21 protein-coding genes and 3 pseudogenes are annotated in these 25,411 nt (G+C 68.5%); 9 read left to right on the forward strand and 15 right to left on the reverse strand.

The window, feature by feature from the left end; all coding sequences use genetic code 11:
- The first annotated feature begins 8 nt into the window (after positions 1 to 8).
- From ACIQMV_RS30995 to tkt, 5 genes are all read left to right on the forward strand, one after another.
- Positions 9 to 482 (forward strand): ribose-5-phosphate isomerase, encoded by a 474-nt coding sequence (locus ACIQMV_RS30995; protein ID WP_402596540.1) that lies wholly within the window; start codon positions 9 to 11, stop codon positions 480 to 482.
- Positions 482 to 1,261, forward strand: coding sequence for a triose-phosphate isomerase (locus ACIQMV_RS31000; protein WP_402596541.1), 780 nt, complete (start codon positions 482 to 484; stop codon positions 1,259 to 1,261). The genes ACIQMV_RS30995 and ACIQMV_RS31000 overlap by 1 nt, the downstream gene beginning before the upstream one ends.
- On the forward strand, positions 1,261 to 2,061 hold the full coding sequence (locus ACIQMV_RS31005; RefSeq protein ID WP_402596542.1) for a sugar phosphate isomerase/epimerase family protein: 801 nt from the start codon (positions 1,261 to 1,263) through the stop codon (positions 2,059 to 2,061). The genes ACIQMV_RS31000 and ACIQMV_RS31005 overlap by 1 nt, the downstream gene beginning before the upstream one ends.
- Entirely contained in the window at positions 2,061 to 2,936 is an 876-nt protein-coding gene (locus ACIQMV_RS31010) for a phosphogluconate dehydrogenase C-terminal domain-containing protein (RefSeq protein ID WP_402596543.1), read from the forward strand. Before ACIQMV_RS31005 ends, ACIQMV_RS31010 begins: the two co-directional genes overlap by 1 nt.
- 105 nt (positions 2,937 to 3,041) lie before the next feature.
- Positions 3,042 to 5,138, forward strand: a complete 2,097-nt coding sequence (tkt, locus tag ACIQMV_RS31015; RefSeq protein ID WP_402596544.1) for a transketolase — start codon at positions 3,042 to 3,044, stop codon at positions 5,136 to 5,138.
- On the opposite strand, the gene ACIQMV_RS31020 is transcribed toward tkt, so the two are convergent.
- The 5 genes from ACIQMV_RS31020 to ACIQMV_RS31040 all read right to left on the reverse strand — a co-directional run bounded on the left by ACIQMV_RS31020 (position 5,122) and on the right by ACIQMV_RS31040 (position 9,771).
- On the reverse strand, positions 5,122 to 5,925 hold the full coding sequence (locus ACIQMV_RS31020; protein ID WP_402596545.1) for an amino acid ABC transporter ATP-binding protein: 804 nt from the start codon (positions 5,923 to 5,925) through the stop codon (positions 5,122 to 5,124). The two genes, tkt and ACIQMV_RS31020, sit on opposite strands and share 17 nt — an antisense overlap.
- Complete coding sequence (locus tag ACIQMV_RS31025) at positions 5,922 to 6,923, reverse strand: amino acid ABC transporter permease (RefSeq protein WP_402596546.1); 1,002 nt, start codon at positions 6,921 to 6,923, stop codon at positions 5,922 to 5,924. The genes ACIQMV_RS31020 and ACIQMV_RS31025 overlap by 4 nt, the downstream gene beginning before the upstream one ends.
- A gap of 41 nt (positions 6,924 to 6,964) precedes the next feature.
- Complete coding sequence (locus tag ACIQMV_RS31030) at positions 6,965 to 7,897, reverse strand: ABC transporter substrate-binding protein (RefSeq protein WP_402596547.1); 933 nt, start codon at positions 7,895 to 7,897, stop codon at positions 6,965 to 6,967.
- 1 nt (position 7,898) lies between these two features.
- Positions 7,899 to 8,717, reverse strand: coding sequence for a nitrilase-related carbon-nitrogen hydrolase (locus tag ACIQMV_RS31035; protein WP_402596548.1), 819 nt, complete (start codon positions 8,715 to 8,717; stop codon positions 7,899 to 7,901).
- A gap of 79 nt (positions 8,718 to 8,796) precedes the next feature.
- Positions 8,797 to 9,771, reverse strand: a complete 975-nt coding sequence (locus ACIQMV_RS31040) for a hypothetical protein (protein WP_402596549.1) — start codon at positions 9,769 to 9,771, stop codon at positions 8,797 to 8,799.
- A gap of 298 nt (positions 9,772 to 10,069) precedes the next feature.
- On the opposite strand from ACIQMV_RS31040, the gene ACIQMV_RS31045 reads away from it, so the two are divergent.
- Positions 10,070 to 11,353 carry an aminotransferase class I/II-fold pyridoxal phosphate-dependent enzyme gene (locus ACIQMV_RS31045; RefSeq protein ID WP_402596550.1) on the forward strand — a complete coding sequence of 428 codons (1,284 nt, stop codon included), beginning with the start codon at positions 10,070 to 10,072 and terminating at the stop codon, positions 11,351 to 11,353.
- Between the two features lie 732 nt (positions 11,354 to 12,085).
- Here ACIQMV_RS31045 and ACIQMV_RS31050 read toward each other — a convergent pair.
- From ACIQMV_RS31050 to ACIQMV_RS31070, 5 genes and pseudogenes are all read right to left on the reverse strand, one after another.
- Positions 12,086 to 13,990: a SpoIIE family protein phosphatase gene (locus tag ACIQMV_RS31050; protein WP_402596551.1), complete on the reverse strand. Its 1,905-nt coding sequence runs from the start codon at positions 13,988 to 13,990 to the stop codon at positions 12,086 to 12,088.
- 280 nt (positions 13,991 to 14,270) lie between these two features.
- Positions 14,271 to 14,441: pseudogene (locus ACIQMV_RS31055) on the reverse strand (transposase); the annotation flags it as partial.
- Positions 14,442 to 14,595: 154 nt separating this feature from the next.
- A complete protein-coding gene (locus ACIQMV_RS31060; RefSeq protein ID WP_402596552.1) occupies positions 14,596 to 16,038 on the reverse strand; it encodes a cytosine permease in 1,443 nt (480 codons plus the stop codon).
- A complete protein-coding gene (locus ACIQMV_RS31065) occupies positions 16,039 to 16,194 on the reverse strand; it encodes a hypothetical protein (protein ID WP_402596553.1) in 156 nt (51 codons plus the stop codon).
- A 151-nt stretch (positions 16,195 to 16,345) separates the two neighbouring features.
- Complete coding sequence (locus ACIQMV_RS31070) at positions 16,346 to 16,603, reverse strand: FAD-dependent oxidoreductase (RefSeq protein WP_402596554.1); 258 nt, start codon at positions 16,601 to 16,603, stop codon at positions 16,346 to 16,348.
- A 63-nt stretch (positions 16,604 to 16,666) separates the two neighbouring features.
- Here ACIQMV_RS31070 and ACIQMV_RS31075 point away from each other — a divergent pair, with 63 nt between their 5' ends.
- The gene (locus ACIQMV_RS31075; RefSeq protein ID WP_402596555.1) at positions 16,667 to 18,190 is read left to right on the forward strand and encodes an ExeM/NucH family extracellular endonuclease; all 1,524 of its coding nucleotides are present in this window, start codon (positions 16,667 to 16,669) and stop codon (positions 18,188 to 18,190) included.
- 116 nt (positions 18,191 to 18,306) lie between these two features.
- Here ACIQMV_RS31075 and ACIQMV_RS31080 read toward each other — a convergent pair whose 3' ends face one another.
- The 3 genes and pseudogenes from ACIQMV_RS31080 to ACIQMV_RS31090 form a co-directional block, all read right to left on the reverse strand.
- Complete coding sequence (locus tag ACIQMV_RS31080) at positions 18,307 to 18,612, reverse strand: hypothetical protein (RefSeq protein WP_402596556.1); 306 nt, start codon at positions 18,610 to 18,612, stop codon at positions 18,307 to 18,309.
- 342 nt (positions 18,613 to 18,954) lie between these two features.
- Positions 18,955 to 20,052, reverse strand: a complete 1,098-nt coding sequence (locus ACIQMV_RS31085; RefSeq protein ID WP_402596557.1) for an integrase core domain-containing protein — start codon at positions 20,050 to 20,052, stop codon at positions 18,955 to 18,957.
- Positions 20,022 to 20,270, reverse strand: a pseudogene (locus ACIQMV_RS31090) (DUF2399 domain-containing protein); the annotation flags it as partial. The gene ACIQMV_RS31085 and the pseudogene ACIQMV_RS31090, both read right to left, overlap by 31 nt.
- A gap of 239 nt (positions 20,271 to 20,509) precedes the next feature.
- Between ACIQMV_RS31090 and ACIQMV_RS31095 the strand changes: the two are divergent.
- Positions 20,510 to 21,151: an AAA family ATPase gene (locus tag ACIQMV_RS31095; protein ID WP_402596558.1), complete on the forward strand. Its 642-nt coding sequence runs from the start codon at positions 20,510 to 20,512 to the stop codon at positions 21,149 to 21,151.
- A gap of 304 nt (positions 21,152 to 21,455) precedes the next feature.
- Positions 21,456 to 21,686: a hypothetical protein gene (locus ACIQMV_RS31100; protein WP_402596559.1), complete on the forward strand. Its 231-nt coding sequence runs from the start codon at positions 21,456 to 21,458 to the stop codon at positions 21,684 to 21,686.
- 359 nt (positions 21,687 to 22,045) lie between these two features.
- Here the strand turns inward: ACIQMV_RS31100 and ACIQMV_RS31105 are convergent, their stop codons facing one another.
- Positions 22,046 to 22,351 (reverse strand): DNA-binding protein, encoded by a 306-nt coding sequence (locus tag ACIQMV_RS31105; RefSeq protein WP_402596566.1) that lies wholly within the window; start codon positions 22,349 to 22,351, stop codon positions 22,046 to 22,048.
- Between the two features lie 53 nt (positions 22,352 to 22,404).
- Positions 22,405 to 23,603 (reverse strand): annotated as a pseudogene (locus ACIQMV_RS31110) (IS256 family transposase).
- Positions 23,604 to 25,411: the final 1,808 nt, after the last annotated feature.

Below are 25,411 nucleotides of genomic sequence, written 5' to 3' on the forward strand. Positions count from 1 at the left end.
AAGCCGAGATGACTGAGAAGCTCCGTATCGTCGTCGGATCCGACGACGCCGGCCACCAGTACAAGGAGGCCCTCAAGCGGGACCTCCAGGGCAACGCCCTGGTCGCCGAGGTCACCGACGTCGGCGTCGACGCCGAGGGCCACACCGCCTACCCCAAGGTCGCCATCGCCGCCGCCGAGATGGTCGCGCGCGGCGACGCTGACCGGGCGCTGCTGGTGTGCGGGACCGGTCTCGGAGTCGCCATCGCCGCCAACAAGGTCAAGGGCATCCGGGCGGTGACCGCGCACGACGCGTTCTCCGTCGAGCGCGCCATCCTGTCCAACAACGCGCAGATCCTGACCTTCGGCCAGCGGGTCATAGGGCTCGAACTCGCCCGCCGGCTGGCCGCCGAGTGGCTCACCTACCGGTTCGACGAGACCTCCCCGTCGGCCGCCAAGGTCCAGCTCATGTGCGACTACGAGAACGACGAGGCAGCCGCCTGATGTCCGCCGCCGCACCACCGCCCGTCCTGCTGGGGGTGAGTCTCAAGATGTACTTCGGCCACCAGCAGACCCTCAACTGGGCGCGCAGGATCTCGGCCCTGGCCGAGCGGCACCCGGCCCTCACCTCGGGCGCCGCCCGCCTGTTCGTCCTGCCGGCCTTCCCGGCGATCGTCCCCGCGGCGGGCATCCTCGCCCCGTACGGCATCACCTACGGCGCGCAGGACATCGCCGCCGAGGACAGCGGACCGTACACCGGCGAGGTCGGCGGCCCCGCCCTGAAGGAGATCGGCTGCCGCTACGCCGAGGTGGGCCACGCCGAGCGCCGCCGCCTGTACGGCGAGGGCGACACGGTCGTCGCCGCGAAGACGGCCGCCGCCCTGCGCAGCGGGCTCACCCCGGTGCTGTGCGTGGGCGAACGCGACCAGGCCGACCCCCGCGACTCGGCGACGCGCACCGTGGCCGAGGCCGAGCGGCTGCTCCAGGGCCTGACTGGCGCCGTGGTCCTCGCCTACGAACCCCAGTGGGCCATCGGCGCGCCCGAACCGGCCTCCGCCGAGCACATTGCGACGGTGTGCACGGCCCTGCGTGACTGGCTCGACACCCGCCCGCAGCACGCCGGTTCGACCGTCATCTATGGCGGCAGCGCCGGACCGGGCCTGCTGACCCGGCTCGCGGGCAGCGTGGAGGGCCTGTTCCTCGGCCGCTTCGCCCACGACCCTACGAACGTCGAGGCCGTCCTCGACGAGATCCGCTCCCCGGCCGCCACGGCGGTGGCCTGATGGCCTACGGCATCAGCACCTACGCCTACTTCTGGCGCGTCTCCGCACGTGCCCCGCGGCCCCTGTCGCTCACCGACATGCTGCGCGACACCGCCGAACTGGGCGGCGAGGTCTTCCAGATCTGCGACTACGCCCCCATCGAGTCCTACGACGCCGCCGGGCTCGCCGACGTCCGCGCCACCGCGCGGGACCTGGGCCTGTGCCTGGAACTCGGCACGCGCGGCATCCTCCCGGAGCGCCTGGACACCTATCTCGAACTGGCCCGGGAACTGGACGTCACCCTGGTCCGCTCGATGCTCAACACGGCCGACCACCGGCCCGGCACCGCCGAGGCGACCGCCCTGCTGAGGCAGGCCGTGCCCCGGTACGCGGACGCGGGCGTGACCCTGGGGCTCGAAACCTACGAGCAGGTGGCCACCGCCGACCTGCTGGCCGTCGTACGCGGGGTCGACAGCCCGCAACTCGGGGTGGTGCTCGACCCGGGCAACAGCGTCGCCCGGCTGGAGCGCCCCGCCGACGTCGTGGCCGCCACCGCGCCGCACGTGGTGAACATCCACGTCAAGGACTTCGCGTTCACGCGCCGCGACGGCTGGGTCGGATTCACCTACGCCGGCTGCCCGTTGGGCGAGGGGCTGCTCGACTACGACGGCATGATCGCCGCCGTACGACCCGCCGAGCGCGGCATCAACCAGATCGTGGAGCACTGGCTCCCGTGGCAGGACGAGGGCTTCGAGGCCACCGCCCGGCTCGAACACCAGTGGACGCAGCACAGCATCAACACCCTTCTGAGGAGCGAGTAATGGCCACCGAGATCCAGACCCAGGCCGACGTCAGGACCGTCGCCGTCATCGGGGCCGCCGGCAAGATGGGCCAGCGCGTGTCCAACAACCTGGTCAAGAGTGACTTCCGGGTGCTCTTCAGCGAGGCCTCGCCCAGGGGCCAGGAGTTGATCCGCGGCCTGGGCCGCGAGCTGACCGAGTCCGCCGACGCCGCCGCCCAAGCCGACGTGGTCATCCTCGCCGTCCCCGACATCGTCCTCGGCAAGGTCTCCGAGCAGCTGGTGCCGCTGATGAAGCCGGGCGCCGTCGTCCTCACCCTCGACCCGGCCGCCGCCTACGCCGGCCTGCTGTTCGCCCGCGAGGACGTCCACTACGCCTGCGCCCACCCCTGCCACCCGTCGGTGTTCCTGGAGCGCACCACCAAGGAGGAGTGGCAGGACACCTTCGGTGGCATCGCCGCCCCGCAGGAGGTCGTCGCCGCGTACGAGGGCGGCGACCGGGCCGCGCAGGACCTGGCCGAGGCCGTCATCCGGGTGATGTACGCCCCGGTCGTCGACGTCCACTGGGTCACGGTCAAGCAGCTCGCCGTCCTGGAGCCCACCCTCGTCGAGACCATCGCCTGCATGGTCGGCGCCCTCCTGACCGAGGCGCTGCACGAGACGGTGCACACGGTGGGCGTGCCGGAGAAGGCCGCCCGCGCCATGCTCCTCGGCCACACCCAGGTCGCCCTGGCCAACACCCTGAAGGGCTCCAACCCGTTCTCGGACGCCTGCCTGATCGCCATGGACTACGGCCGCGAGTCCATCGTCCGCGACGACTGGAAGAAGGTCTTCGAGGACGAGGAGCTGGACAAGGTGATCACGCGGATGCTGAAGATCAAGGAGATCAAGCGCTGATCCGCGCACCGCGCTGAGGCCCGTGCCGCCACCTGCTCCCAGGGGCGGCACGGGCCTCGGTCTGCCACGTCTTCGTCACGCCCTCGTCACCTCACAAGGAGAGCCATGCCTTCCTCCCCCTCCCCGTCCTCCCCCTTCGAGTGGACCGAGTTGGACCAGCGGGCGGTGGACACCGCGCGGGTCCTGGCCGCCGATGCCGTACAGAAGGTCGGCAACGGCCATCCCGGTACGGCGATGAGCCTGGCACCGGCCGCCTACACCCTCTTCCAGAAGGTGATGCGGCACGACCCCGCCGACCCCGACTGGGTCGCCCGTGACCGCTTCCTCCTGTCCGCCGGCCACTCCTCCCTGACCCTCTACACCCAGCTCTACCTCGCCGGCTTCGGCCTGGAACTGGCCGACCTGGAAGCCTTCCGCACCTTCGGCTCCACAACCCCCGGCCACCCCGAGTACGGCCACACCAAGGGCGTCGAGACCACCACCGGCCCCCTCGGCCAGGGCGTCGCCAACGCCGTCGGCATGGCCATGGCCGCCCGCTACGAACGCGGCCTGTTCGACCCCGACACCCCCGAAGGCCACTCCCCCTTCGACCACCACATCTACGTCATCGCCGGCGACGGCTGCCTCCAGGAAGGCATCTCCGCCGAAGCCTCCTCCCTCGCCGGCCACCAGCAACTCGGCAATCTCACCCTCCTGTGGGACGACAACCACATCTCCATCGAGGGCGACACCGAGACCGCCGTCTCCGAGGACACCTGCAAGCGCTACGAGGCCTACGGCTGGCACGTCCAGCGCATCGCCCCCAAACCCGACGGCGACCTCGACCCCCACGCCCTCCACAACGCCCTCGACGCCGCCAGGAAGGTCACCGACAAGCCGTCCTTCATCGCGATGCGCAGCATCATCGCCTGGCCCGCCCCCCACGCCCAGAACACCGAAACCGCCCACGGCTCCGCCCTCGGAGAGGCCGAGGTCGCCGCCACCAAACGCGTCCTCGGCTTCGACCCCGACACCCACTTCGCCGTCGCCGACGACGTCCTCGCCCACACCCGCCGGGCCCTCGAACGCGGCCAGAAGGCCCGCGCCGATTGGGAGAAGTCCTTCCAGGAATGGCGCAACGCCCAGCCCGAACACGCCGCCGAGTTCGACCGCATCACCTCCGGCACCCTCCCCGCCGGCTGGCAGGACGCACTGCCCGTCTTCGAACCCGGCAAATCGGTCGCCACCCGTGCCGCCTCCGGCAAAGTCCTCCAGGCCCTCGGCCCGGTCGTCCCCGAACTGTGGGGCGGCTCCGCCGACCTCGCCGGCTCCAACAACACCACTATCGACAAGGACAGCTCCTTCCTCCCGAAGGACAACCCCCTGCCCAGCGCCAACCCTTACGGCCGCACCGTCCACTTCGGCATCCGTGAGTTTTCCATGGCCGCCGAGATGAACGGCATCACCCTCCACGGCAACACCCGCGTCTACGGCGGCACCTTCCTCGTCTTCTCCGACTACATGCGCAACGCCGTCCGCCTCTCCGCCCTCATGCACCTGCCCGTCACCTACGTCTGGACCCACGACTCCATCGGCCTCGGCGAGGACGGCCCCACCCACCAGCCTGTCGAACACCTCGCCGCCCTGCGCGCCATCCCCGGCCTCAACGTCGTCCGCCCTGCCGACGCCAACGAGACCGTGACCGCCTGGCGCGAGATCCTCACCCGCTACACCAAGGAATTCGGCCAGGGCGCCCCCCACGGACTCGCCCTGACCCGCCAGGGCGTCCCCACCTACGAACCCGACGAGAACGCCGCCCGCGGCGGCTACGTCCTCTTCGACGCCGAGGACGGCGGCCCCCAGGTGATCCTGATCGCCACCGGCTCCGAAGTCCACATAGCCGTCGCAGCCCGCGAACACCTCCAGGCCGACAACATCCCCACCCGCGTGGTCTCGATGCCGTGCGTGGAATGGTTCGAGGAACAGGACCAGGCCTACCGAGACAGCGTCCTGCCCCCCACCGCCAAGGCCCGCGTCGCCGTCGAGGCCGGCATCGGCCTGACCTGGCACCGCTACGTCGGCGACGCCGGACGCATCGTCTCCCTCGAACACTTCGGTGCCTCCGCCGACGGCAAGACCCTCTTCCACGAGTACGGCTTCACCGCCGAGAACGTGGCCGCCAAGGCGAAGGAGTCCCTCGCCGAGGTCACAGGAACCGGCTGAGGAACGCCCTGGTGCGCGGGTTGGCCGGGTTGTCGAGGACGTCGGCCGGACTGCCGCTCTCGACGACGCGGCCGCCGTCCATGAAGACGACCCGGTCGGCCACCTCCCGGGCGAAGCCGATCTCGTGGGTGACCACGAGCATGGTGAGCCCGTCGCGCACCAGGTCCCGCATGGTGGCGAGGACTTCACCGACCAGCTCCGGGTCGAGGGCGCTGGTGGGCTCGTCGAAGAGCATCAGCTTCGGCCGCATGGCCAGGGCGCGGGCGATGGCCACCCGCTGCTGCTGTCCGCCCGACAACTGGCGCGGGTAGGCCCCCGCCTTCTCGGCGAGGCCCACCTGCGTCAGCAGCCGCAGCGCCGTCTCCCGCGCCTCGGTCCTCGGCACGCCGAGGACGCCCACCGGGGCCTCCATGACGTTGGCCAGCACGGTCTGGTGCGGGAACAGGTTGAAGTGCTGGAAGACCATTCCGATGTCGCGGCGCTGCCGGGTCGCCTCGCGCGGGCGCAGATGGTGGATGCGTGAGCCCGACCGCCGGAACCCGATCAGCTCGCCCTCGACGTGGATGGAGCCGGAGTCGATCCGCTCCAGGTTGTTGACGCAGCGCAGGAGGGTCGACTTGCCGGAGCCGGACGGGCCGAGCAGCACCACGACCTCGCCGGTCCGCACGTCGAGGTCGACGCCCTTGAGCACCTCCAGGTGTCCGAACCGCTTGTGCACCTGGTGGGCCCGCACCATCGGCCAGGCGGTGGCCGGGCCGGTCGTCGCCTTGGTGGTGGTCGTCGTCATGAGGAGGTCTCCGATACGGGTGCCGGGTCGGCCGTGCGGCGCCGGAAGAGCGCGAAGTCCCAGAAGCTCTGCGGGGTGTTGCGGCTGCTGCCGCGGGCGTAGTGACGCTCGATGAAGGACTGTCCGACGTACAGCACCGAAGTCATGACCAGGTACCACAGGCAGGCGACCACGAGCAGCGGGATGGTCTCGAAGGTGCGGTTGTAGATCGACTGCGCCGTGTACAGCAGGTCGGCCAGGGCGATGACACTGACCAGCGAGGTCGCCTTGAGCATGTTGATGACCTGGCTGCCGGTGGGCGGCACGATGAAGCGCATCGCCTGCGGGAGCACGATCCGGCGCAGGATGCGGGCCCGGCCCATGCCGAGCGCGGAGGCGGCCTCGGTCTGGCCGTGGTCGACGCCGAGCAGTCCGCCGCGCACGATCTCGGCCATGTAGGCGGCCTCGTTGAGGCCGAGGCCGAGGATGGCGGCCAGCCAGGGGCTGATCAGGGTATTGGTCTGGCCGCCGACGAACTCGGGTCCGAAGGGTATGCCGAAGGAGATGCGCGGCAGCAGGGCCGAGAGGTTGTACCAGAAGATCAGCTGCACCAGGACGGGGATGCCGCGGAAGAACCAGACGTAGGCGCCGCAGACCGCGCTGAGCACCCGGTTCTCCGACATGCGGCCCACGGCGACGAAGACGCCGCCGGCGATGCCGATCGCCATCGCCACCAGGGTGAGTTCGACGGTGGTGGCGATGCCCTGGCCGAAGATCTGCGCGCCGAAGTAGGCGCGGACCGTGCCCCATTCGAAGTTGGGGTTGGTGACCAGGAAGTGCCCGAGCTGGGCGGCGAGTACGGCGAGCACCGCCACGGACAGCCAGCGCAGCGGGTGCCGTACGGGGACGGCGCCGGCCACGTCCACGGTGCCGTCGGGTCCGTGCGGCTGCTTCGTGCGTTCTTCGACGGCGAGCGCCCGGGTACGGTCCGGAAAGTCCGGTGAGGATGCGGTGGCCATGGCGGCTCACCTCCTTTCGTGAGTCGTGCGGGGCCGGGTGCCTAGGACGTGGCGAGGTTGACGCCCGCCTTCTTCAGTTCGTTGTCCTTCAGGCCCCACTTCTGCATGACCTGGTCGTAGGTGCCGTTGTCGATGAGTTTCTGGAACGCCTTGACCAGGACGTCGCGCAGTGGACCGTCCTTGGGGACGACGGCGCCCTGGTAGAGGTCGTCGAACCCGTTGGACTGTCCGGTGCCCGCGAGTTCCAGTTCGCCCTTGGACTGCTGCACGAAGTAGGTCAGCGGCGCCTGGGAGGAGAAGAAGGCGTCCGCGCGGCCGGACTTCACGGCGAGGACGGAGGACGGCTGGTCCTTGTAGGACTGGACCTGGACGGCGGCCTTGCCCTTCTTCGCACAGGCCGCGGACTGGGTCTTGATGACGCCCTCGGCGGAGCCGCCGGCCATGACGGCGACCTTACGGCCGCAGGCGGCGTCGAGGGAGGTGATGTGCTTCGGGTTGCCCTTGGGGACGGCGAAGACGACGAACTCCTGGACCCAGTCGACGAAGTCGTTGGCGCCCTGGCGGTCCTTGAAGTCGCCGACGGGGCCGATGGCGAAGTCGTAGCGGCCGGCCTTGATGCCGGTCAGTTCGCTGGGCAGTCCGTCGGTGGTCACGTGCTCGACGGTGACGCCGAGGACCTTGCCGAGGGCGGTGGCGAGGTCCGCGGAAGCGCCGGTGAGGGTGTGGCCGTCGGAGCCGGCGATCTCGTACGGCGGGAAGGAGCCGTTGTTGACCGACACCAGCTTCCCGGCCTGCCGTGCCTTCGCCGGGAGTTGGTCGTGCAGTGCCTTGTCCTCGGTCAGCTGGGATCCCGCCGCGGCGGCCGTGCCGCCGCCGAGGGCGCCGTCGGCCTGGGGCGGGTTGGCGCCGCAGGCGGCGAGCAGGGCGGTACAGGACAGGGTGCCGGTGAGGAGGGCGAGTCGTCTGGGGATCATGTCAGGCTCCGAGGGAAAGGGTGCCGAGGGGACGGACGGTGGGGTCGACGGCAAACCGGCGGTTGGCCAGCACGGGCAGGGTGCTGCGGGCGGCGGCGGTGACCTGCGGGTCGGCCTCGGCGAAGGCGAGGCCCTGGGCGGTGGTGAGCCGGGAGCGGACGGTGCCGAGCGGGTCGACGATCAGGCTGTCGCCGATGTTGCGCGGGCCGCACTCGCCGCTGGCGGCGACCCAGCAGGTGTTCTCCAGCGCCCGCGCGGTGATCATGACCTCCCAGTGGCGCTCCTTGGCGGGGCCGCGCACCCAGGCGGCGGGCAGCGCGAGCACCTCGGCGCCCGCGTCCGTCAGCAGCCGGGCCAGCTCCGGGAAGCGGACGTCGTAGCAGGTCATCAGGCCCACCTTGGTGCCGGCCACGTCGACGACGACAGGCGGTTCGTCGGCGGGGCGGACGTTGGCGGACTCCTGGTCACCGAAGGCGTCGTAGAGGTGGATCTTGCGGTAGCGGGCGATCGGCTCGCCGGCGCGCAGCACCACCAGGGTGTTGAAGACCCGTCCGTCGTCGGAGGGTTCGTGGATGCCGACGACGACGGTGGTGGCGCTGTGGGCGGTGGCGGCGGCGAGTTCGGTGACGAAGGGGCCGTCCAGCGGTTGGGCGACCTCGCGGATGCGGTGCCGGTCCTCGGTGAAGCGGGCCAGCACGCCCTCGGGGAGGACGAGGAGGTCCGCGCCGCCCCGGTCGGCTCCGGTGGCGAGGTCTCGGCAAGCGGTGAGGTTGTCCTTCCAGTCGGGACCGGCGGCGAACTGTCCTACGGCGATACGCATGGCGTGGTGCTCCAAAGGGTGAGGCACGGCGGGGGCGGTGGCTGGGACGGAGGCGGCGGCAGGGGGCGGGTCGGGCGGGTCAGACCGCGCTGAGGACGGCGGGGTCGGGGAGCGGGAAGACGACGTCGGGGTCGATGGGTTCGGGCCAGATCCCCTGCGCGTGCAGTTCCTCGCAGAAGGCCCGGGTCATGGCGGTGTTGCGGGCGGTGCCGTAGGGCATCCAGTCCTCGCCGAAGACCTCGGCGGACTCGGTGAGGGCGTGCAGCAGCCAGGGGGTGGTGTCGGCGAGCAGCCGCCGCCGGCCGAGCCAGTGCCGCTTGGAGGTCTCCAGGCCGGCGAGGAGGGCGGCGGGCAGGTCGGGGTGCTCGTCGACGACGGCCTTCTTCAGGGTCACCAGGTGGATCCCGGGGACGAAGCCGGTGGCCGCCCAGTAGCCGCGTTCCGCGGTCGGGTGGTCGTCGAGCAGATGCCGGAAGCGGCTTTCCGAGGTGAAGAACTCCGACGGCATGAACGGGGTGAGAGCCGCGTCCAGCCGTCCCGCGGCCAGTTCGCCGGTCAGCGACTCCCCGTCGGCCATGGCCGTGACGTTGGGCGGCAGCGGGCGGGAGCCCAGCCGGTCCTTGCCGGTCTCGCCGGCGGCGAGCGGTCCGACCCGCCAGGTCACGGCGGACAGGTCCACGCCTGCGGCCCGGATCAGCGCCCGGGTCCAGGTGTTGCCGGAGTCGGGCCAGCCGGTGAGGCCGATGCGGGCGCCGGCAAGCTGGTCGAAGGAGCGCAGCGGGCTGTCGGCGCGCACCAGGACGCAGCGGTGACGGAAGCCGCGCATGACGAAGGCGGGCAGACCGACAAGCCGGTCGTCGCCCGCGGCGCGGGCCTGTACGTAGCGGCTGAACGAGGTCTCGCCACCGTCGAGTCCGGGTTCGGTGAGCACGTCGGGGGTGACGTCCCGCGCATCGATCTCGATGCGGAAGCCCGGCACCCGTACCCGTCCGGACATCAGCGGTACCAGGTGGTCCCAGTCACGGAGCCCCAGGCGGATCGTGGGGGATGACACAGCGCGCACTCCTAGCGGTCGGTACATGGCTCACAAACCCCGCGCATGACGCAGATAGCTTGTTTTCAGCCATTCGATGACCGGCACACTATTGTTCAGAACGAGAGGCAAACAAGATCTACTTTGTTACTGAACATAGTTTTTCCGTGTCGTAATCTGTGGGCCGCGCCGGGCCCACCGGCGGCCGAGGAGCGGGGACCGGGAAGCGGGAGTGGGAATGCGGGAGAGCGAGCAGGTGACGCCCGGCGCACTGGCGGGGCACATCCGGGATACGAGCGCCCGCGGTATTGCGGTCGCCATGACCGATCTGATCCGGTCGGGGGAACTGGCACCTGGCAGCGCACTGCCGACCGTACGGGCGCTGGCCGGTGAACTCGCCGTCAGTCCCAGCACCGTGGCCGAGGCCTGGGCGGTGCTGCGCCGGCACCGGATGATCGCCACGCTCGGCCGCCGCGGCACGGTGGTCAGCGGGCCCCCGTCGGTCCCCCACCCGGTCCGCTTCGAGCGCGTCGGTGACTTCGGCGGCCACCTCACCCTCGATCTCGCGGTAGCCGCGCCGGACCCGGCCCTGCTGCCCGGGCTGACCGACGCCCTGCTCGCCGGTGCGCGCACCCCCCGACTCAACGACTACTCCCGCACCGCCATCACGGACGGCCTGCTCGACGCCGTGCGCGCCACCTGGCCGTTCACCCCCGAGGCGTGGACGGCCGTCGGCGGCGGCTACGAGGGCGTGCAACTGCTGTGCCAGGCACTGATCGTGCCCGGTGACCGGGTGATGGTGGAGGACCCGACGGCGGCCCGGCTGCTGGACATCCTCGAAGCCCTGGACGCGCAGGTCCTGCCCATCGACTGCGACGCCGAGGGCCCCCGTCCCGAGGCCCTGGCCCGCACCCTGGACCAGCGGCCCGCGCTGTTCCTGCACCAGTCGCGGGCCCAGGTGCCGTGCGGCTGGACGCTGAGCGAGCGGCGGGCGAAGGACCTCGCGGTACTGCTGGAGGCCGCGCCGAACGTCACCGTCGTCGAGGACGACGGCATCGGCCCGCTCGCCGCGGAACCGGCCGCCAGCATCGGGGCGCATCTGCCGCGGCGCACGGCGTTGGTCCGTTCGTACTCCAAGGCGTACGGGCCCGATCTGCGGCTCGGCGTGGTCGGCGGCCCGGCGGAACTGGTCGAACGGGCCCGCGTGCTGCGGACGTTCGGCTCCGGTTGGACCAGCCGCATCCTCCAGGACGCGCTCGCCCATCTGCTCACCGACCCGGCCACCGGGCGGCGGGTCGAGGAGGCCGCCCGGCGGTATCGGGAGCGCCGCACCGCCCTCTCCGAACGTCTCGCCTGTCATGGCGTGCCCACCCACAACGAGGACGGGCTGATGCTCTGGGTGCCCGTGGCCGACGAGACCTCCGCGCTGGTCACGCTGGCCGCCCGGGGTGTCACCGTCTCGCCGGGCAGCCGGTTCTGCGTCTCCTACGCGCGGCCCCACATCCGGGTCGCCACCAGCAGGCTCTCCGACGACCCGGCCGTCCTGGACGACACGGCCGAACTGCTCGCGCTGGCGGCGTCGGCCGCCGACCATCTGCGCTGAACACGCCCGTGACCGGCGGGCGCAGCGCACATGCCGCGATTCTCACGAGGCCGATGAGCTGAGTCTTAAGATCGGGTGAGGCCCGCGCCAGGTCTCGCGCCGCCACGTAAGCAGGACCAAGTCGGGAGGTTCGGAGGGCTCTCGGCGCCGGTTGGCGGGGGTGGTGGTGCTGCGTGGCATCGGGGTCCGGCTGCACTCCACAGAGCGCTCTCAACCGCCCGTCGGCGGTGCTCCCAGCCGCCGAAGTACCAGACCGCCACGGATGCGGGCGCTCTCTCCCATGCAGGTCGCGCGTCGTCGGGGGTGCTCTGGGGCGGATGAGCACCCGCAAGGTCAAATCACCGATCTCCCGCCATGCCGAGCGACAGGACGACGGACGTCCCGACGCCAGCAGCACCGTCACCACCCTTGGCATCACTGTCCACGAGCCCTCTCAGTCACGGTCCGCGCTGCCCACCCGTTCCCGGGACGACTGGTACACCGTTCCCACCCAGCGCCGCGGGACCACCGGATCCTGGATTTACTCGAACAGGACCCCGCCCGCCTCTGGCGACCCCGCGACATCGCCGCCCACTTCGGAGACGTCACCCTGCACACCATGTAACGAGAGCTCTCCCGATGGGCCGAGACCGGACTCATCCACAAGATCGGCCCCGGTCTCTACGCCGCCACCGTAGGGACATCAACTCCCCTTGCGTGACCTGCGAAAACGCCGTAGCCCTGAAGCAGCCCTTACCGCTCCCCCTCCCCGAAGGAGGGCGCGGTTGGGTCCACGTCGAATCCGCCTGCTCCGTCGAATCCGTCCGCGCTCGGGAACATCAGCTCCAAGGCATCGGACGACTGGTTCCCGCGGTCCTCCGGGCCGTGCAGGGCCTGCTCGGTCCAGATACACTTTCCTTTCGCCGTGTAGCGGCTGCCCCAGCGTTGCGAGAGCGCGGTAATCAGCTGCAGCCCGCGGCCGCCTTCGTCGGTGTCCGCGGCGCGGCGCATACGGGGCATCGTGAGGCTGCCGTCGAAGACCTCGCAGATCAGCTCGGCGCCGTGCAGCAGACGCAGGCTGACCGGACCCTTGGCGTGGCGTACGACGTTGCCCACCAGTTCGCTGGCCAGCAGTTCCGTGGTGGATGTCAGGTCGTCCAGACCCCAGGCGGAGAGTTGCTCACGGACATGGTGGCGGGCCAGACTGGCCGCCTTCGGGTCCTCGGTGAGCGGCCAGCAGGCCATCCTGTCCGGGTTCAGGGCCTGGAGGCGGGCGACGAGGAGCGCTGCGTCGTCGGCCGCCTGGTGCTCGGCGGGGAGCAGGCCGGCCGTCAGAGTGTCGCAGAGGCGCTCCAGGTCCGCGTCGCTGCCGTCCTCGTGGGCGGTGCGCAGGAGCCGGGCCAGGTCCGCCATGCCCGCGTCGATGTCGCGTTTCGCCGACTCGACGAGGCCGTCGGTGTAGAGCACGGCCAGGGTGCCTTCGGGCACCGTCAGCTCGACTGTCTGGAACGGCGGCTCGGCCGCGCCTAGAGGCGGGTTGGCGCCCAGTTCCGGGAACCGCACGGTGCCGTCGGGGTGCACCAGGGCCGGGGGCGGGTGCCCGGCCTGGGTGATGGAGCAGACCTGGCTGGTGGAGTCGTAGAGCGCGTACAGGCAGGTCACGTACGACTCCTCGCCCATGCCGCCGACGATGTCGTTGAGGTGCCCCATGATTTCGTCGGGGGGCAGTTCGAGGTCGGCCAGGGTGTGGACGGCCGTGCGCAGGCGGCCCATGGCGGCCGCCTCGGGCAGACCGTGGCCCATGACGTCACCGACGACGAGGGCGACCTGGCCGCTGGAGAGCGGGATGACGTCGTACCAGTCGCCGCCCACGTCCATGCCCTCCCCGGCGGGGAGGTAACGGGCGGCGGTCACGCATGCGCGCAGGTCGGGCAGGCCAGTGGGAAGCAGGCTGCGCTGGAGTTCGCGGGACCGGATGCGCTCGGCGTCGTAGAGCCGGGCCCGCTCCAAGGCCTGCGCGACGAGGGCGCTGATCGTGGTCAGCAATGAGCGTGGCCTGCTGCCGTAGAACTCCATGATCGCCGCGTCCCAGATCAGCTCGCCGGTCTGGAGATTCCAGTCCCACCAGCCGACCCTGAGACCTGGCACCCCCTGCCGGGGCTGCTCACCGTCGGGCTCCTTCGGTGCGGACTCGGACATCTTCGGAGCCTGGGACATTCGCTCCTCGGTCCAGGCGACGACGGTCCAGAGGAAGTCCCAGTGTCCCGGGGTGGGCTCGCTTCGGTCGCCTGTCAAAACGGTGAGGGTGCCCACGATGCGGCCCCCGCCGGACACCGGCAGGGCGGCCAAGCCTGTGCCGGGCTCTGGGGCGTCGGCGGCTTCGCTGGGGGGCAGCGGCAGCCATACAGCCGTGCCCTGGCGCAGGGCACGCGCCGGGGCAAGCGGGCTCTCCTGGTCGATGACCTCCCAGGAGCGGGTGAGGGCGGGTGGCAGACCGGCCGCCGACGCCAGGCACAACGCGGACGTGGGACCACAGAGATGGATCATTCCGCCCAGAGCACTCAGCTCACCCACGGCGTGCTGGAGCGCCAGCCGGAAGACTTCACTTTCCGGGACACCGGAAGCCACCGTACTGAGCAAAGTCAGTCGCGGGTTCACACCGCAAATTTTACGCTTGGCCCCGGGAGCCAGAGCCCCGGCGAGTGCCCCGGGGGCCCCGCGTGGCCTGTGTACTCGCCGTGCGGTCATGTGAGGGCTCCTGGGGTGAGCGCCATCGGCACGATGGCGGCAGCGCACCGGTCAGCGCCGGGCCGGGCCGTCAGGTCGACACCGGACTCCAGGCGGTTGCCGGCCAGGTGCACAGACTTCGGCTCCACCGCATCCGGGTCTGTCAAATGAACGGCCCCTGTCTCACATTCGGTGGTGGCGGAGGGTGACGCTAACCGAGGAGGATGCGGTGGCGGAGGAGGTGGAAGCGCGCCCGACCGTACATCTGCCGCGCGATCAGCTTGGTCTTGGCGTTGACGCCTTCAGTTCCACTGTTGCGGTACGGGAGTGTGAACGCGGCGATTACAGCGTCACGGTCGCGCTCCAGGCCCCGGGTGAAGGCGGCCTGCAGCCAGGGTGCGGAGATTGAGCTGGTGAACGGCGAGGCAAGGCGGGAACCTCGCCGCACGACCCACACAACCCTGCGCACCGGCTGATACGCCGTACCAAACGCTCGGTTACACGGCTTCAGCCGATGAGATGCCGGGCCAGCCACCTCATGTCTGGTAGCCGCCCTGCCCCATGCGCATGGTCACCAGCTTCGTCAGGAGCAGATACGTGATACCGGCAACAGCGAACGACGGAATCGAGGCGGTCAGGTAGGGAAACCACTCGGACGGCACGTAGGAGATCGGATCGAGGAGCAAGGCGTATGTGGCAGCGCCTGCCGCGATTGCCACGAAGGAAACAACATTGAATCCTCGCCAGAATCCGTACACCGAGGACTTCGTGGGTTCATAGAGTTCACGAACGTCGACACTGGTTTTCCTCAGGAAGAAGAAGTCGACGATCTGTATCGCACACAGCGGCGCAACGAAGATGGCGCCCCAGGAGAGGAACCGTCCGTAGTTCTCGTACACCGCGGCGGGGAAGAGGACCAGGACTGCCGCTGGTCCGAGAATGATTACCCCCATGACCGGCCAGGGAAGTGACCTGAACAGGGCGCCGCCACCGCTTCGCAACGCGACCATGGAGCCGTATCCCTGCGAGAGGATGGCGGTCAGATTCGCGAACGCGATGGCCGCGAGTGCGATGGCTCCCAGAACAGCACCTCCCAGTGGGATCATCCAGTCGGTGGGCTCGGTGATCTGCAACGCCAGTGCGGCGAACGCGCCCACGACCGCCGCGACAACCGAAGCAAGGAACACCCCGAGCCAGTTGGGCCAGAAGGCAGCCCTCGGCGACGTCGTCAAGCGGGCGAGGTTCCCCAGGTTGGGCCACCAGGCGAACCCGCCGGCGATGCCGAGTTCGATCGCCAGCGTGAAGCTGGTGTGGCTGTCGGGGTCCGGAGCCAGGGCCGGCACGTGGGTCAGGTCTGTCCACGAGGTCTTGGTGAAGATGAGCACGCCCATGCCGAGGAGGATGACGATGAGCACCGGGGCGACGACGGTGCTCACTCTTTCCACGGACACGGGACCCCGCGCCAGGACGAGCCATGCGACCACGATGGTGATCACTCCGATTGCGCTCACCGCAGCGCCGTCGTGACCGAGTGACAGGCCGAACAGTTCGTTGAAGAGGTTGACGAGGCCGTGCCCGAGCATGATGGCAAGCACTGCCGCCCACGCTGCGGCAAATAGCGTGGACATGACGATCATGACGATTCGAGCGCCATTGATGCCGAAAGCGCTGCGAAGGAGAATGAACTGCTCGACTCCATATTTCGCAGAGGGTAGGCACGGAGCCAGGGAGACCAGCAAGACACTGATGGCGTATCCGATGACGATGCTCACGATGGCCTCGCGTGCTCCTACGTAGTAGGAGCACGCAGCGCCTTGCAGGAACGCCCAGGTCGCCACCGACAAGCCGATGTTGACCGACGAATACTGCCAGAAGCCCCAGATCCGCTCGCGCGGCAGGAGCGGCATGTCGTTGAGTGTGCCGTCTTCCGCGGGTGCGATCGCCGCCGCGGCATCCACTGCCTTCGATGCTTCGGCCATCTACATCACCCACCACAGGAGGACGGCCGCCACGGCAGCCATCGTCATCGTCGCTGCTACGACGTCGAACAACGGCAGGTTGTCCTGGATCATGCCACTGCCTGGATCTTCGATCTGCTTGAGCCTGCGCAGCAGTTCCTCATGGGGTTCGTCCATGCCGGCTTCCTCACTGTCTTGTATGTTCGCTCACAAACAGCGGTGCTTGGTCCGAGAAGCGTGCGAACGCCGCCGATGGGGCGGCAGGTCCTGTCCTGGCCAGTCGATCCAGTCGGGCTCGAACGGGTCGGAAGATGGCGGCGCCGCGTGGTCACTCACCTGCCCGGCCGGCCAGTTCGCCGACAACGTCGTGCGCAGCCCGGAGCCCTGAGCGGATCGCGCCGTCGATGTATCCGTTCCAGACCGACGCGGTCTCGGTTCCTGCCCAGTGAAGGCTGCCAACCGGCCGCCGCCACCCGCTCTCGGCGTGTGCAAGCCAGGTGCCGGGACTCGGAACGGCTGCGTAAGCTCCCTCCGCCCAGCGGTGCTTGGCCGTCAGTGCCGAGTGCGCCGAGCGCATCGCGGACATCGAGGCGCAGCTGGCCAAGGCCAAGCAGGAAGGCAAGGAAGACGGAGTGCTGGTCCTCTCGCGATGGGTGCGAAGGTGACCTTCCACAAGCCCGTTGTCCTCGAGTACCGCAACTCGCTGTGGAACTTCCAGCCCACCGGCCAGGTCAACGGCGCCGGCACGGACATCGTCTCGTTCTCCGACATGCGCGCCCAGAGGGCGAAGCCGGCGGACGTCGGCGGCAAGGTCCGCCTGGCGACGTTCAATGTGCAGAACTACTTCCCGATGACGGGCGACCGGTACATCGCCAAGGGCCTGGGGAAGTGCTCGTTCTACAACGACCGTCAGGGCAACCACATCGCGGTCAATGACTGCGGTGCCACCGGCCCGCGCGGTGCCGCCGACGAGGCCAACTTCCTGCGCCAGCAGAGCAAGATCGTCACCGGCATCAACGACCTCGGGGCCAGCGTCGTCCCGCTCGAGGAAGTCGAGAACTCGGCCAAGTTCGGCGAGGACCGCGACACTGCGCTCGCGGGCCTGGTCGACGCCCTCAACGCCAAGGCCGGGGTTGGCACCTGGGCCTTCACGCCGTCACCGGCGGCTGAGGACCGGCCGGCGGTGACCGCTGAGGACGTCATCCGGACCGCGTTCATCTACAAGCCGGCCGACGTCTCCCCGGTGGGAGCCTCGCACATCCTGAAGGACCTCTCCGGTCCCGGTCAGGACTTCTCCATCGCGCGCGAGCCGCTGGCCCAGGGCTTCAAGGCCGTCGGCACTGCTGACTCCGACGCCTTCCTGATCGTGGCCAACCACCTGAAGTCGAAGGGCGGAACCGGCGCCGGTCTCTACCCCGGCGACAAGCAGGACACCCGCCCCGCCTACGACCAGGGCGCCTACAACGAGACCCGCACGCACCAGGCGCACGACATGCTTGGCTTCGCGCAGGAGCAGGCACAGGCGCTGAAGACGGACAAGGTGTTCCTCGTCGGCGACTTCAACGCCTACAACCACGAGGACCCGATGGAGTACCTGTACAGCCAGGGCTACAGCGACCTCGGGTCGACGTACGACCCGGACCACTACTCCTACTCCTTCCACGGCCTCCAGGGCACCCTCGACCACATCGTCGCCAGCCCGGCCGCGCAGTCGATGGTCACCGGCGCGACGGTCTGGCAGATCAACGCCCAGGAGTCGGTCGCCTACAACTACAGCCGCTACAACTACAACGCCACACAGCTCTTCAACGCCAACGACCCCTTCTCGGCCTCCGACCACGACCCCGTCGTCGTCGGCCTCAACACGGAATCGGAGTCCGGGAAGGTCGCTTCCAAGGTCGACCTCAAGGTCACCCCGAACAAGGTCGTGGTGAACAAGACCGAGGTCATGGCGCACGTGACGGTCACGGCCGCCGGCGCCAAGCCGACCGGCACCGTCACGGTGACCGTCGACGGCCGGACCTACAGCGCCAAGCTCAGCGACGGCGTGGCGAACATCAAGCTGCCGGTGTTCCACGAGGCGGGCACGCACTCCGTGACCGTGAACTACTCCGGGGACGCCAAGGTGCTCGCCGGGACAGCTGACACATCGGTGACGGTCACCGCCAAGTAGGTCAAGAAGGCGCGCACGCACGGACGCGTGCACGTACGACGGGAGTCTGCCCTTCGGGGCAGGCTCCCGTTCTTACTGGTCATGGAGGAGCCGAGGTCCCCGTCGACCAGCCAGGCTCAGTACTCTCCCTTGATCACAAAGAAGGAGCCGCGGATCACTCCGGCCAGCTTTGATTTTTGGCGCGCGAACTTGAAACGTGAAACCAGTTCCTCGGGGACTTCCATGCCTTCTGAGAGCTTGAACCCCACTGCGCGCTTCGTTCCGTTCTCGATGCCGTACATCACGTTGACTGACAGGCCGGATTCGTAGAACACGTAAGCCATCCGAAACCCGTCCACCTCGAAGGAAGCCACCTCGAGCGGACGGGCGGAGATGACGATGTCCCGCTCATCGGAGAGGATGTGGTTCACCCAGTCGAGCACTTCCGGTGCCTCGCTTGCGGGCCTGACGGTGAATACGTGATCGCACTTGTTCTTTTAATAGCGCGCCTCGTTGGCGCGTAGTCCTGCGAGAGCCTCCGCTAAGGGGGACGATGCCAGGCCGACCATGGACACGTTCTCGAAATCTACGGTGTAAGGCATGTGCTCTCCTTGAGGCAGCGGCCCGCCGCGCCGCCAGTCCGCGGTGTCGTATTCACGCTACGTGCCCGCGCCGCGGCCCGACTTCTCGATTCCTGCTCGATCAGGGCGACCCGTTCATCGGCCGGGCTTTGGGCGATGCCCTTCGGCCGACCCTGTGCTCGCCGGAAACCTCGTCCGCCCAGGTCAAGCGGCATGCTGGTACTCGTGGAGTACGCCGCCGAGGCGGTCGCGTCTTCGTACCTCGAGGTGAGCGAGCCGGGCCGGGTCGATGATCGGCTCGGGCAACGGGCAGAGCGGGCGGACGTTGCCCATGCTCTGATGCGGTCGATGCGAGTTGTAGAAGCGTTCGAACTCGCGTAGTGCGTGGAGCAGGTGACGCTGATTCCATATCAATGTGCAGTCCAGGAGCTCACGCCGACAGGTCTGCACCCAGCGCTCCATGACTGCGTTCATCCTCGGCATCCGGACGCCGCTGAGCACAACCTGGATTCCCGCGACCTTGACGATGCCGTCGAAGAGGTCGGGAAACTTGCCGTCCCGGTCCCGGATGAGAAACCGGGCCTGGCAGCCTTCGTCCTCAAGGTCCATTACGAGGTTCTTCGCCGCCTGCGCCACCCAGGCCGCGGTCGGGTGCGCGGTGGCGCCGAGGATGCGGACCCGCCGGCTGGCGTACTCGATGACGGCCAGCACGTGCAGGCGGGCACCAGTCAGGGAAACCGCCTCGAAGAAGTCGCAGGCCAACAGGGCATCGGCCGGGAAGCACAGGAAGTCGGCCCACGTGCAGGAGCCATGCTCGGGCGCTGGATCGATTCCGGCCTCCTCCAAGATCTGCCAAACCGTGAAGACGGCGACTTTGATGCCCAGGACGAGCAGTTCGCCGTGCACCCTCCTGTAGCGCCAGTTGGGATTCTCGCGCGCGAGGCGGAGTACGAGGGCCCGTATGGAGTGCACGGTCCTCGGCCGACCCGGGCGCTGGGGCCGGGACTGGGCAGCATGCCGACGCGCGACCAGGTCCCTGTGCCACCGCAGCACCGTCTCCGGGCGCACCAGCAGCCGCACCCGGCGCAGCACATCCATCGGCAGCCGGTGCAGCAGTGCCGCAAGGAACGCCCGGTCGGCTGCGTCGAACCGCGGCCCGTGTTTGCCCAACTGCCGCCCCATCACCGTGACCTGATGCCGCAGGGCCAGGATCTCGATGTCCTTGTCCCGGTCCCTGACCGGCAGTAGGCGTAGCAGCGCAAGCGCATTGCTCACGCCCAGGTAGGCCAGTCGCAACAGCATGGGCGATCACGTTGCCGGGCTGATCGGCTCCAGCGCAAGAAGCGTCCTGGAGTGAGCGTCGATCGCGAAGGCCGCCCACCTCCTACCACCTGCACGGATGAGGTTCGGCAAGGACAGCCTTCTCCGTCGAAGTCGCCGTGGTAGCTGAGAACGGCGCCGTTGTCCGCGAGCATGCTCAGAAGGCGGTTCGCTGCGCTGTTGGGCCAGCCGGACGTACAGACGAGGGGCGGTCAGTCAGTGCCGAAGCGGTGTAGCGCGAGGGCGCACCGGCAGGAAGTCGTTGTCGGACGGTTTGGCGGGATCCCATACACCCGGGCGATCAGAACGGCTCAGCCATCCAAAGCAAGCCCGGGAGGTTAGCCCGCGGGAATGATTCACCGGCGCCGCCGGGTGAACCGTGCACGGTGACTCCGCGTCAACGGCCGTCGGCGCAGCTGGGCCGCTAGCGTCGGCTCCTGTGCCGCTGAGCTATGCATTCGTGAACCTCAAACCCGGGGTGGGGAAGACGACCAGCGCCGTCTGGTTGGCCCACGCGCTGCACGCATCGGGGCTGTCACCGTTGCTGGTGGACAGCGACCCCGCCTCTTCTGCGCTGCGCTGGAGCGAACTTGCGGGCGGTTTTCCCTTCCCTGTGCTCGCCCTTCCGGTGGGCGACGTACACCGGCGGGTGAACGACTTTCTCGACAACCGACGGGCAGTGGTGTTCGACGCCCCGCAGCTGGAAGACCACGCCCACATCGCCCGGGGCGTCATGCGGTACGCGAGCGAGTGGATCGTGCCCGTGACCCCTGCCCCGATCGAACTGGACCGAATGGCGCCCATCGACCGCGAAATGGATGACATGCAGTCCCTGCGCTCCCACCCGGCCCGCGCCGCCGTCCTGCTGAACCGCACGAATCGTCCCGACGCCACGCGTACCGGTCCCGACGCCGACGCCCGCGAAGCCCTCACAGAGCGGGGTTTCGACGTGTTGTCCACGCATATCCCGCGGCTCGACCTGTACTCCCAGTCATTCGGCAGTCCCATCGAGGTGAAGGGCACGGCGTACATGGATCTCGCCCAGGAGCTCATCAAGATGGCGTCCCGCCAAGTGGTGTAGGGGATCAAGACGAGAAGGCGCAGGTCACGGCGGACATCGGGGCTACTGAAGCGCAAGGTCGAGTGACGACGTCAGCTCGCAGCGGTACAAGGACCCACGTCGTCGATCTCGGGGTGGCCTGCGTCCGAAGTCACGCCTACGAGGGTGCCGGCAGTGGCCGCGCGCAGCAAGTCCGGCTTGACGTGCAGCGTCAGATGACCAAGGCCCGCCGATCGGCGAATCGTGGACGTGACCTGCCGATTTCCACGTTGATCCCCTACACCACGACAGGGGACATGACCGTCATCAACCGTCAGGACAGGGTATGAACCAGCGCAAGAACACCTATCGAGCCGCCCTGCAGCATCGACCTGAGACGACGGCCCCCGCTTCCGCTCCCACCAAAATCACTCGGCTGGATACCCGCTACGTCAAGGTGATCATCGAACTGGACCTCTCCTTTGCCCGTGCACTCACCGACCGGGCCGGACAACCGCTGTCCGCACTCGTGCGCGCCAGCGAGGCAGTCCTACGACCGCTGAGACAGGACCGTTGACGTGCTCCCTGGCCTAAAGTCCAGGGATTCCGGCCTGGGCCGTCTGACCCTTCCGGGGGCTTCCTGCTGGAAACGCCCGATGTCGAAGACGTCAGGATTGCAGGTCAACAGCCACGCAGCCACGCTTCCCCCCAAGGTCAAGAGGCAGGTGTGCGAACACTACGACACCCCTCTGACACTCGGGGTGTGACGGGGTAACCTCACAGGGTTCTGGCCCTCTTTGGCGCTCAGCCTCTCGATGCGAACTATGGGCAGGGTGGTCGCAGAGGTCTGGCCGACACGTCAGACGGTCGCCCAGGGCCGTTGATGGTCGGGGCTGGTTGTTGCGGGAGCTATCGTCAAGACCTGTGGATCATCGATCAGAACCAGTTGATCGTGTCCTTCAGGAGGCGGGAGAATTTCGTGCGGGTTGTCGCGTTCGCTCGCCAGGTCTTCTCGGCTTCAACGCTGGCGATTGTCACTCCGGCCCGCCCGGCCGGGTTCTCCGCCGGTATCAGGTGGCCGTTTGCGATCAGCATCCCGACGCGGGTGAGCGCGATGCCCAGATGGCGGGCGGCTTCTGGCTGGGACATCCAGGCGTCGTCCTCGACGCGGTCTGCCTTGAGCAGGAAGTAGCCGCGTCCACTTCTCGGCCTCGGCCGCCGCTGCTGGCGGTCTTCGTGCATCACGCGGCCATCGCCTTCGGCCGCTCGGCCAAAAGGCCGCGTTCGAAGCGAGCTCAGGCCCGGACGAGGGCGACGAGGTGGGGTGCGTTCACCGCTCGCCACCGCTGCTGGGCGGACTCGACGAGTTTGAAGACCATGGCCAGGGCGGCGGTGCGGGAGCCGGCACCTCGGGTGACCTTGGTCCGCAGCCGGACAGTGGAGAACGTGGACTCGATAGGGTTCGTCGTCCGCAGATGGATCCAGTGCTCGGCAGGAAAGTCGTAGTACGCCAGCAACTGTTCCCGGTCGCCGGTGATCTTCTTGACCGCCTTGGGGAACTTCGCGCCGTAGAGCTTCTCGAACGTCTTGATCGCTGCCTCGGCGTGGTCGCGGTCCTCGGCGTTGTAGATATCCTGGATCGCCTTCTTCGCCCCCGGCTGAGCGGACTTGGGTAGGGCGTCGAGCACATTTGCGGTTTTGTGAACCCAGCACCTTTGCTCGCGAGTGGAGGGAAACACCTCGGCCAGGGCCTTCCAGAAGCCCAGGGCACCGTCGCCGACCGCAAGCACGGGAGCCCGCATCCCCCGGCGGGCACAGTCGCGCATCAAGTCGGCCCAGGACTCGGCGGACTCGCGGTAACCGTCCTTGAGAGCGACCAGCTCCTTCGAGCCGTCGGCGCGCACACCGATGAGGACGAGCACGCAGGCTTTGGCCTCCTCCAAGCGGACGTTGAGGTGGATGCCGTCGGCCCACACGTATACGTAGTCGACCTCCGCTAGGTCACGGCCCATGAACGCTGTGTGGTCGGCCTGCCACTGCTGGGTGAGCCGGGTGATCGTCGCGGGCGACGGCCAGCCGAGCTGCCCAGGAACTGCTCCAGCGCCGGAACGAAGTCCCCCGACGACAGGCCATGAAGGTAGAGCAGCGGCAGCACCTCACTGATCTTCGGGGACTTGCGGCACCAGGGCGGCAGAATCGCGGAGGCGAACCGTTTGCGCTCACCGGTCTCGGCATCGACGCGCTTGTCGTTGACCCGCGGGGCCTTGACCTCGACCACCCCGGCCGCAGTGGTGACCTTCCTGGGCTGGTGGTAGACGTTACGGACCACAAGCCGCCGGCCCGTCGCGTCCCTCTGGTCGGCCAACTCCGTTATATACGCGTTGACTTCGGCCTCCAAGGCCGCCGCGAGCATCCGCCGGGCGCCCTCCCGGACGATCTCGTCGATCAAGGAGCCGTTCGGCGTGGTGCCGTCGTCGTTGACTACGCTGAGCACGGGCGTGCCTTCCCGACCGGTGCTGCGAACACCGGGGCCTACTCGATGACCATCAGTCGATCACTCGGGAAGGTACGCCCTTCGCGTGCTTCCCGAGCTCGATCCACAGGTCTTGAGCATGGCTCTGGTTGCGGTGGTTGCTGTACTTCCGTGCTGTACAGCAACCGTGCTGACCACCGCTTTAGGAGTTCGATCCGACCGACTGTCCACCCGTGCTGCGCGGGGCGGCCGTGGCCGTGTCAGACCGCACAGCGCCGCTGCTGTCCGCTGTCGTTGATGTCAGCCATGGATGTCACCTCACACAGGCTGGCGTCACTTGCGACGCTTGCGCGTCTTCGCCTTGCGTTCGGCTTCCTTGCGCTTCTCGATGGTGTACGACGACCACTCGCCACGGTGCAGGTTGCATCGCGACGCTCCGACCATCGCTAGCCGCCGACACCGAGTGCCCTTCTCCGTGAGCGCTCCACACCTGGACTGCGTACGAGCCACGTCTCCCACCCCCGGTATCGACCGTTGTGCGGACCAGTGCAGGATTGCCGGGCACATGTCCTCTGTGGAAGGCGCACTGCTCCGCGCAGCGGTGCACGGTGGCCCAAGGAGGTTGCTCGGGGGCGCATGCTTTCCAACTGTGCGTATGGCCGTACGGGGCCGTTCATGGACGTTCGCGCGGCAGGTCAGAGTGGGTGTGCGTACGACCGTGGACAGTGGCGTCCGTCAGCGAACCGGACAACGATCAGGACAACAGGGTCAACCCTCGGGACTCTGTCGGCTGGTCCAGTTGCTGCTGCCGCTTGCGCTGATCGTTCACGTCATGCCTTCTGCGGCTGATGGCGGACATGCCGGGGGCGTGACAGCGGGCAGCCCGTTTCCCCTTCAACTGACCTGAAACACTGCATAGCTGACATTCCGGCATGCCGCTCCCGAGATGCGCAACTCGCCCCAAATGGTAAGAATAGACCTACTCCCCCGATTACCCGAGATTCACCGTGAGGGGATGAGCGCGATGAGGGATCTTCACTTGCGTGAGTCGTTGTCGATCACACGCGGCTGGCACGAATTTTGGCAACACAAAGGCTTCGAGGAAGTGTTCCCAGCTCCCGGAGTCAACGTTGATAGCAGCGTGTCGGTTTCGATCACGGAGGTTGACGGGCACGGGCAGCCCTTCCAAGGCCTGGCCTCCTGCCGCGTCGACAACGTGGTGCCGGAGGGGGTCGACCAGCTGAGGGTCCGAGGTGAGATCGGCTGGGAATCCGATTGCAGGGTTCGTCTCTTTTGGACCTGTGTTACGGGGGCGGGCCCGTAACAGGCGAGGGGTGCTGAGGCGGCACTGGCCACTCCTCTTTGTCGGGTGCAGTTGACGAAGGACGAGGTCGGCGGAACGACTTTGGCCGGGAGCTGCTTTGGCGCGAGTGATCATGGCCCATTACGCTGGCCCGCGGATCGGGCAGGTTTGTGAGCCTGCCCGTTAGTGCCCGATCTTGGGCCATGATCTTAGAGGCTCGCGCCAAAGTGGCTGGCTAAAGTCGTGGAGCCGACCGGCCCCAGCCACAGAGAGTTTCCCTGCCTCTGCCCGCATGCACGCAGCGCGCCGCCGGGCGCGGCCAGCCGGGACGAAGGCAGGAGGCAGGCCGCGCCGCAGAGGCGGCGCGCGCCCGCGCCGTGCGCGGGCCTTGATGAAGTAGGGAAACTCTTACCGCGCCAGTCGTTTCCTGAGTGTCCGGTCCCGGTAGATGCTTGACACTTCGGTCCCAGCTGATGGTTGACAGTGGCCCGTGATCGGTTTTCCTGTGCGTGTCGTTGCGGCGCGT

The sequence above is a fragment of the Streptomyces sp. NPDC091412 genome, assembly GCF_044756885.1.
Taxonomy (GTDB): Bacteria; Actinomycetota; Actinomycetes; order Streptomycetales; family Streptomycetaceae; genus Streptomyces.

Excerpts from the sequence above, each read along its gene's own strand:
- ACIQMV_RS30995 (WP_402596540.1), top strand. The coding sequence starts at position 9 with ATGACTGAGAAGCTCCGTATCGTCGTCGGATCCGACGACGCCGGCCAC.
- ACIQMV_RS31000 (WP_402596541.1), top strand. The coding sequence starts at position 482 with ATGTCCGCCGCCGCACCACCGCCCGTCCTGCTGGGGGTGAGTCTCAAG.
- ACIQMV_RS31005 (WP_402596542.1), top strand. The coding sequence starts at position 1,261 with ATGGCCTACGGCATCAGCACCTACGCCTACTTCTGGCGCGTCTCCGCA.
- ACIQMV_RS31010 (WP_402596543.1), top strand. The coding sequence starts at position 2,061 with ATGGCCACCGAGATCCAGACCCAGGCCGACGTCAGGACCGTCGCCGTC.
- tkt (WP_402596544.1), top strand. The coding sequence starts at position 3,042 with ATGCCTTCCTCCCCCTCCCCGTCCTCCCCCTTCGAGTGGACCGAGTTG.
- ACIQMV_RS31020 (WP_402596545.1), bottom strand. The coding sequence starts at position 5,925 with ATGACGACGACCACCACCAAGGCGACGACCGGCCCGGCCACCGCCTGG.
- ACIQMV_RS31025 (WP_402596546.1), bottom strand. The coding sequence starts at position 6,923 with ATGGCCACCGCATCCTCACCGGACTTTCCGGACCGTACCCGGGCGCTC.
- ACIQMV_RS31030 (WP_402596547.1), bottom strand. The coding sequence starts at position 7,897 with ATGATCCCCAGACGACTCGCCCTCCTCACCGGCACCCTGTCCTGTACC.
- ACIQMV_RS31035 (WP_402596548.1), bottom strand. The coding sequence starts at position 8,717 with ATGCGTATCGCCGTAGGACAGTTCGCCGCCGGTCCCGACTGGAAGGAC.
- ACIQMV_RS31045 (WP_402596550.1), top strand. The coding sequence starts at position 10,070 with ATGACCGATCTGATCCGGTCGGGGGAACTGGCACCTGGCAGCGCACTG.
- ACIQMV_RS31060 (WP_402596552.1), bottom strand. The coding sequence starts at position 16,038 with ATGGCCGAAGCATCGAAGGCAGTGGATGCCGCGGCGGCGATCGCACCC.
- ACIQMV_RS31065 (WP_402596553.1), bottom strand. The coding sequence starts at position 16,194 with ATGGACGAACCCCATGAGGAACTGCTGCGCAGGCTCAAGCAGATCGAA.
- ACIQMV_RS31070 (WP_402596554.1), bottom strand. The coding sequence starts at position 16,603 with ATGTCCGCGATGCGCTCGGCGCACTCGGCACTGACGGCCAAGCACCGC.
- ACIQMV_RS31075 (WP_402596555.1), top strand. The coding sequence starts at position 16,667 with ATGGGTGCGAAGGTGACCTTCCACAAGCCCGTTGTCCTCGAGTACCGC.
- ACIQMV_RS31085 (WP_402596557.1), bottom strand. The coding sequence starts at position 20,052 with ATGCTGTTGCGACTGGCCTACCTGGGCGTGAGCAATGCGCTTGCGCTG.
- ACIQMV_RS31100 (WP_402596559.1), top strand. The coding sequence starts at position 21,456 with ATGAACCAGCGCAAGAACACCTATCGAGCCGCCCTGCAGCATCGACCT.
- ACIQMV_RS31105 (WP_402596566.1), bottom strand. The coding sequence starts at position 22,351 with ATGCACGAAGACCGCCAGCAGCGGCGGCCGAGGCCGAGAAGTGGACGC.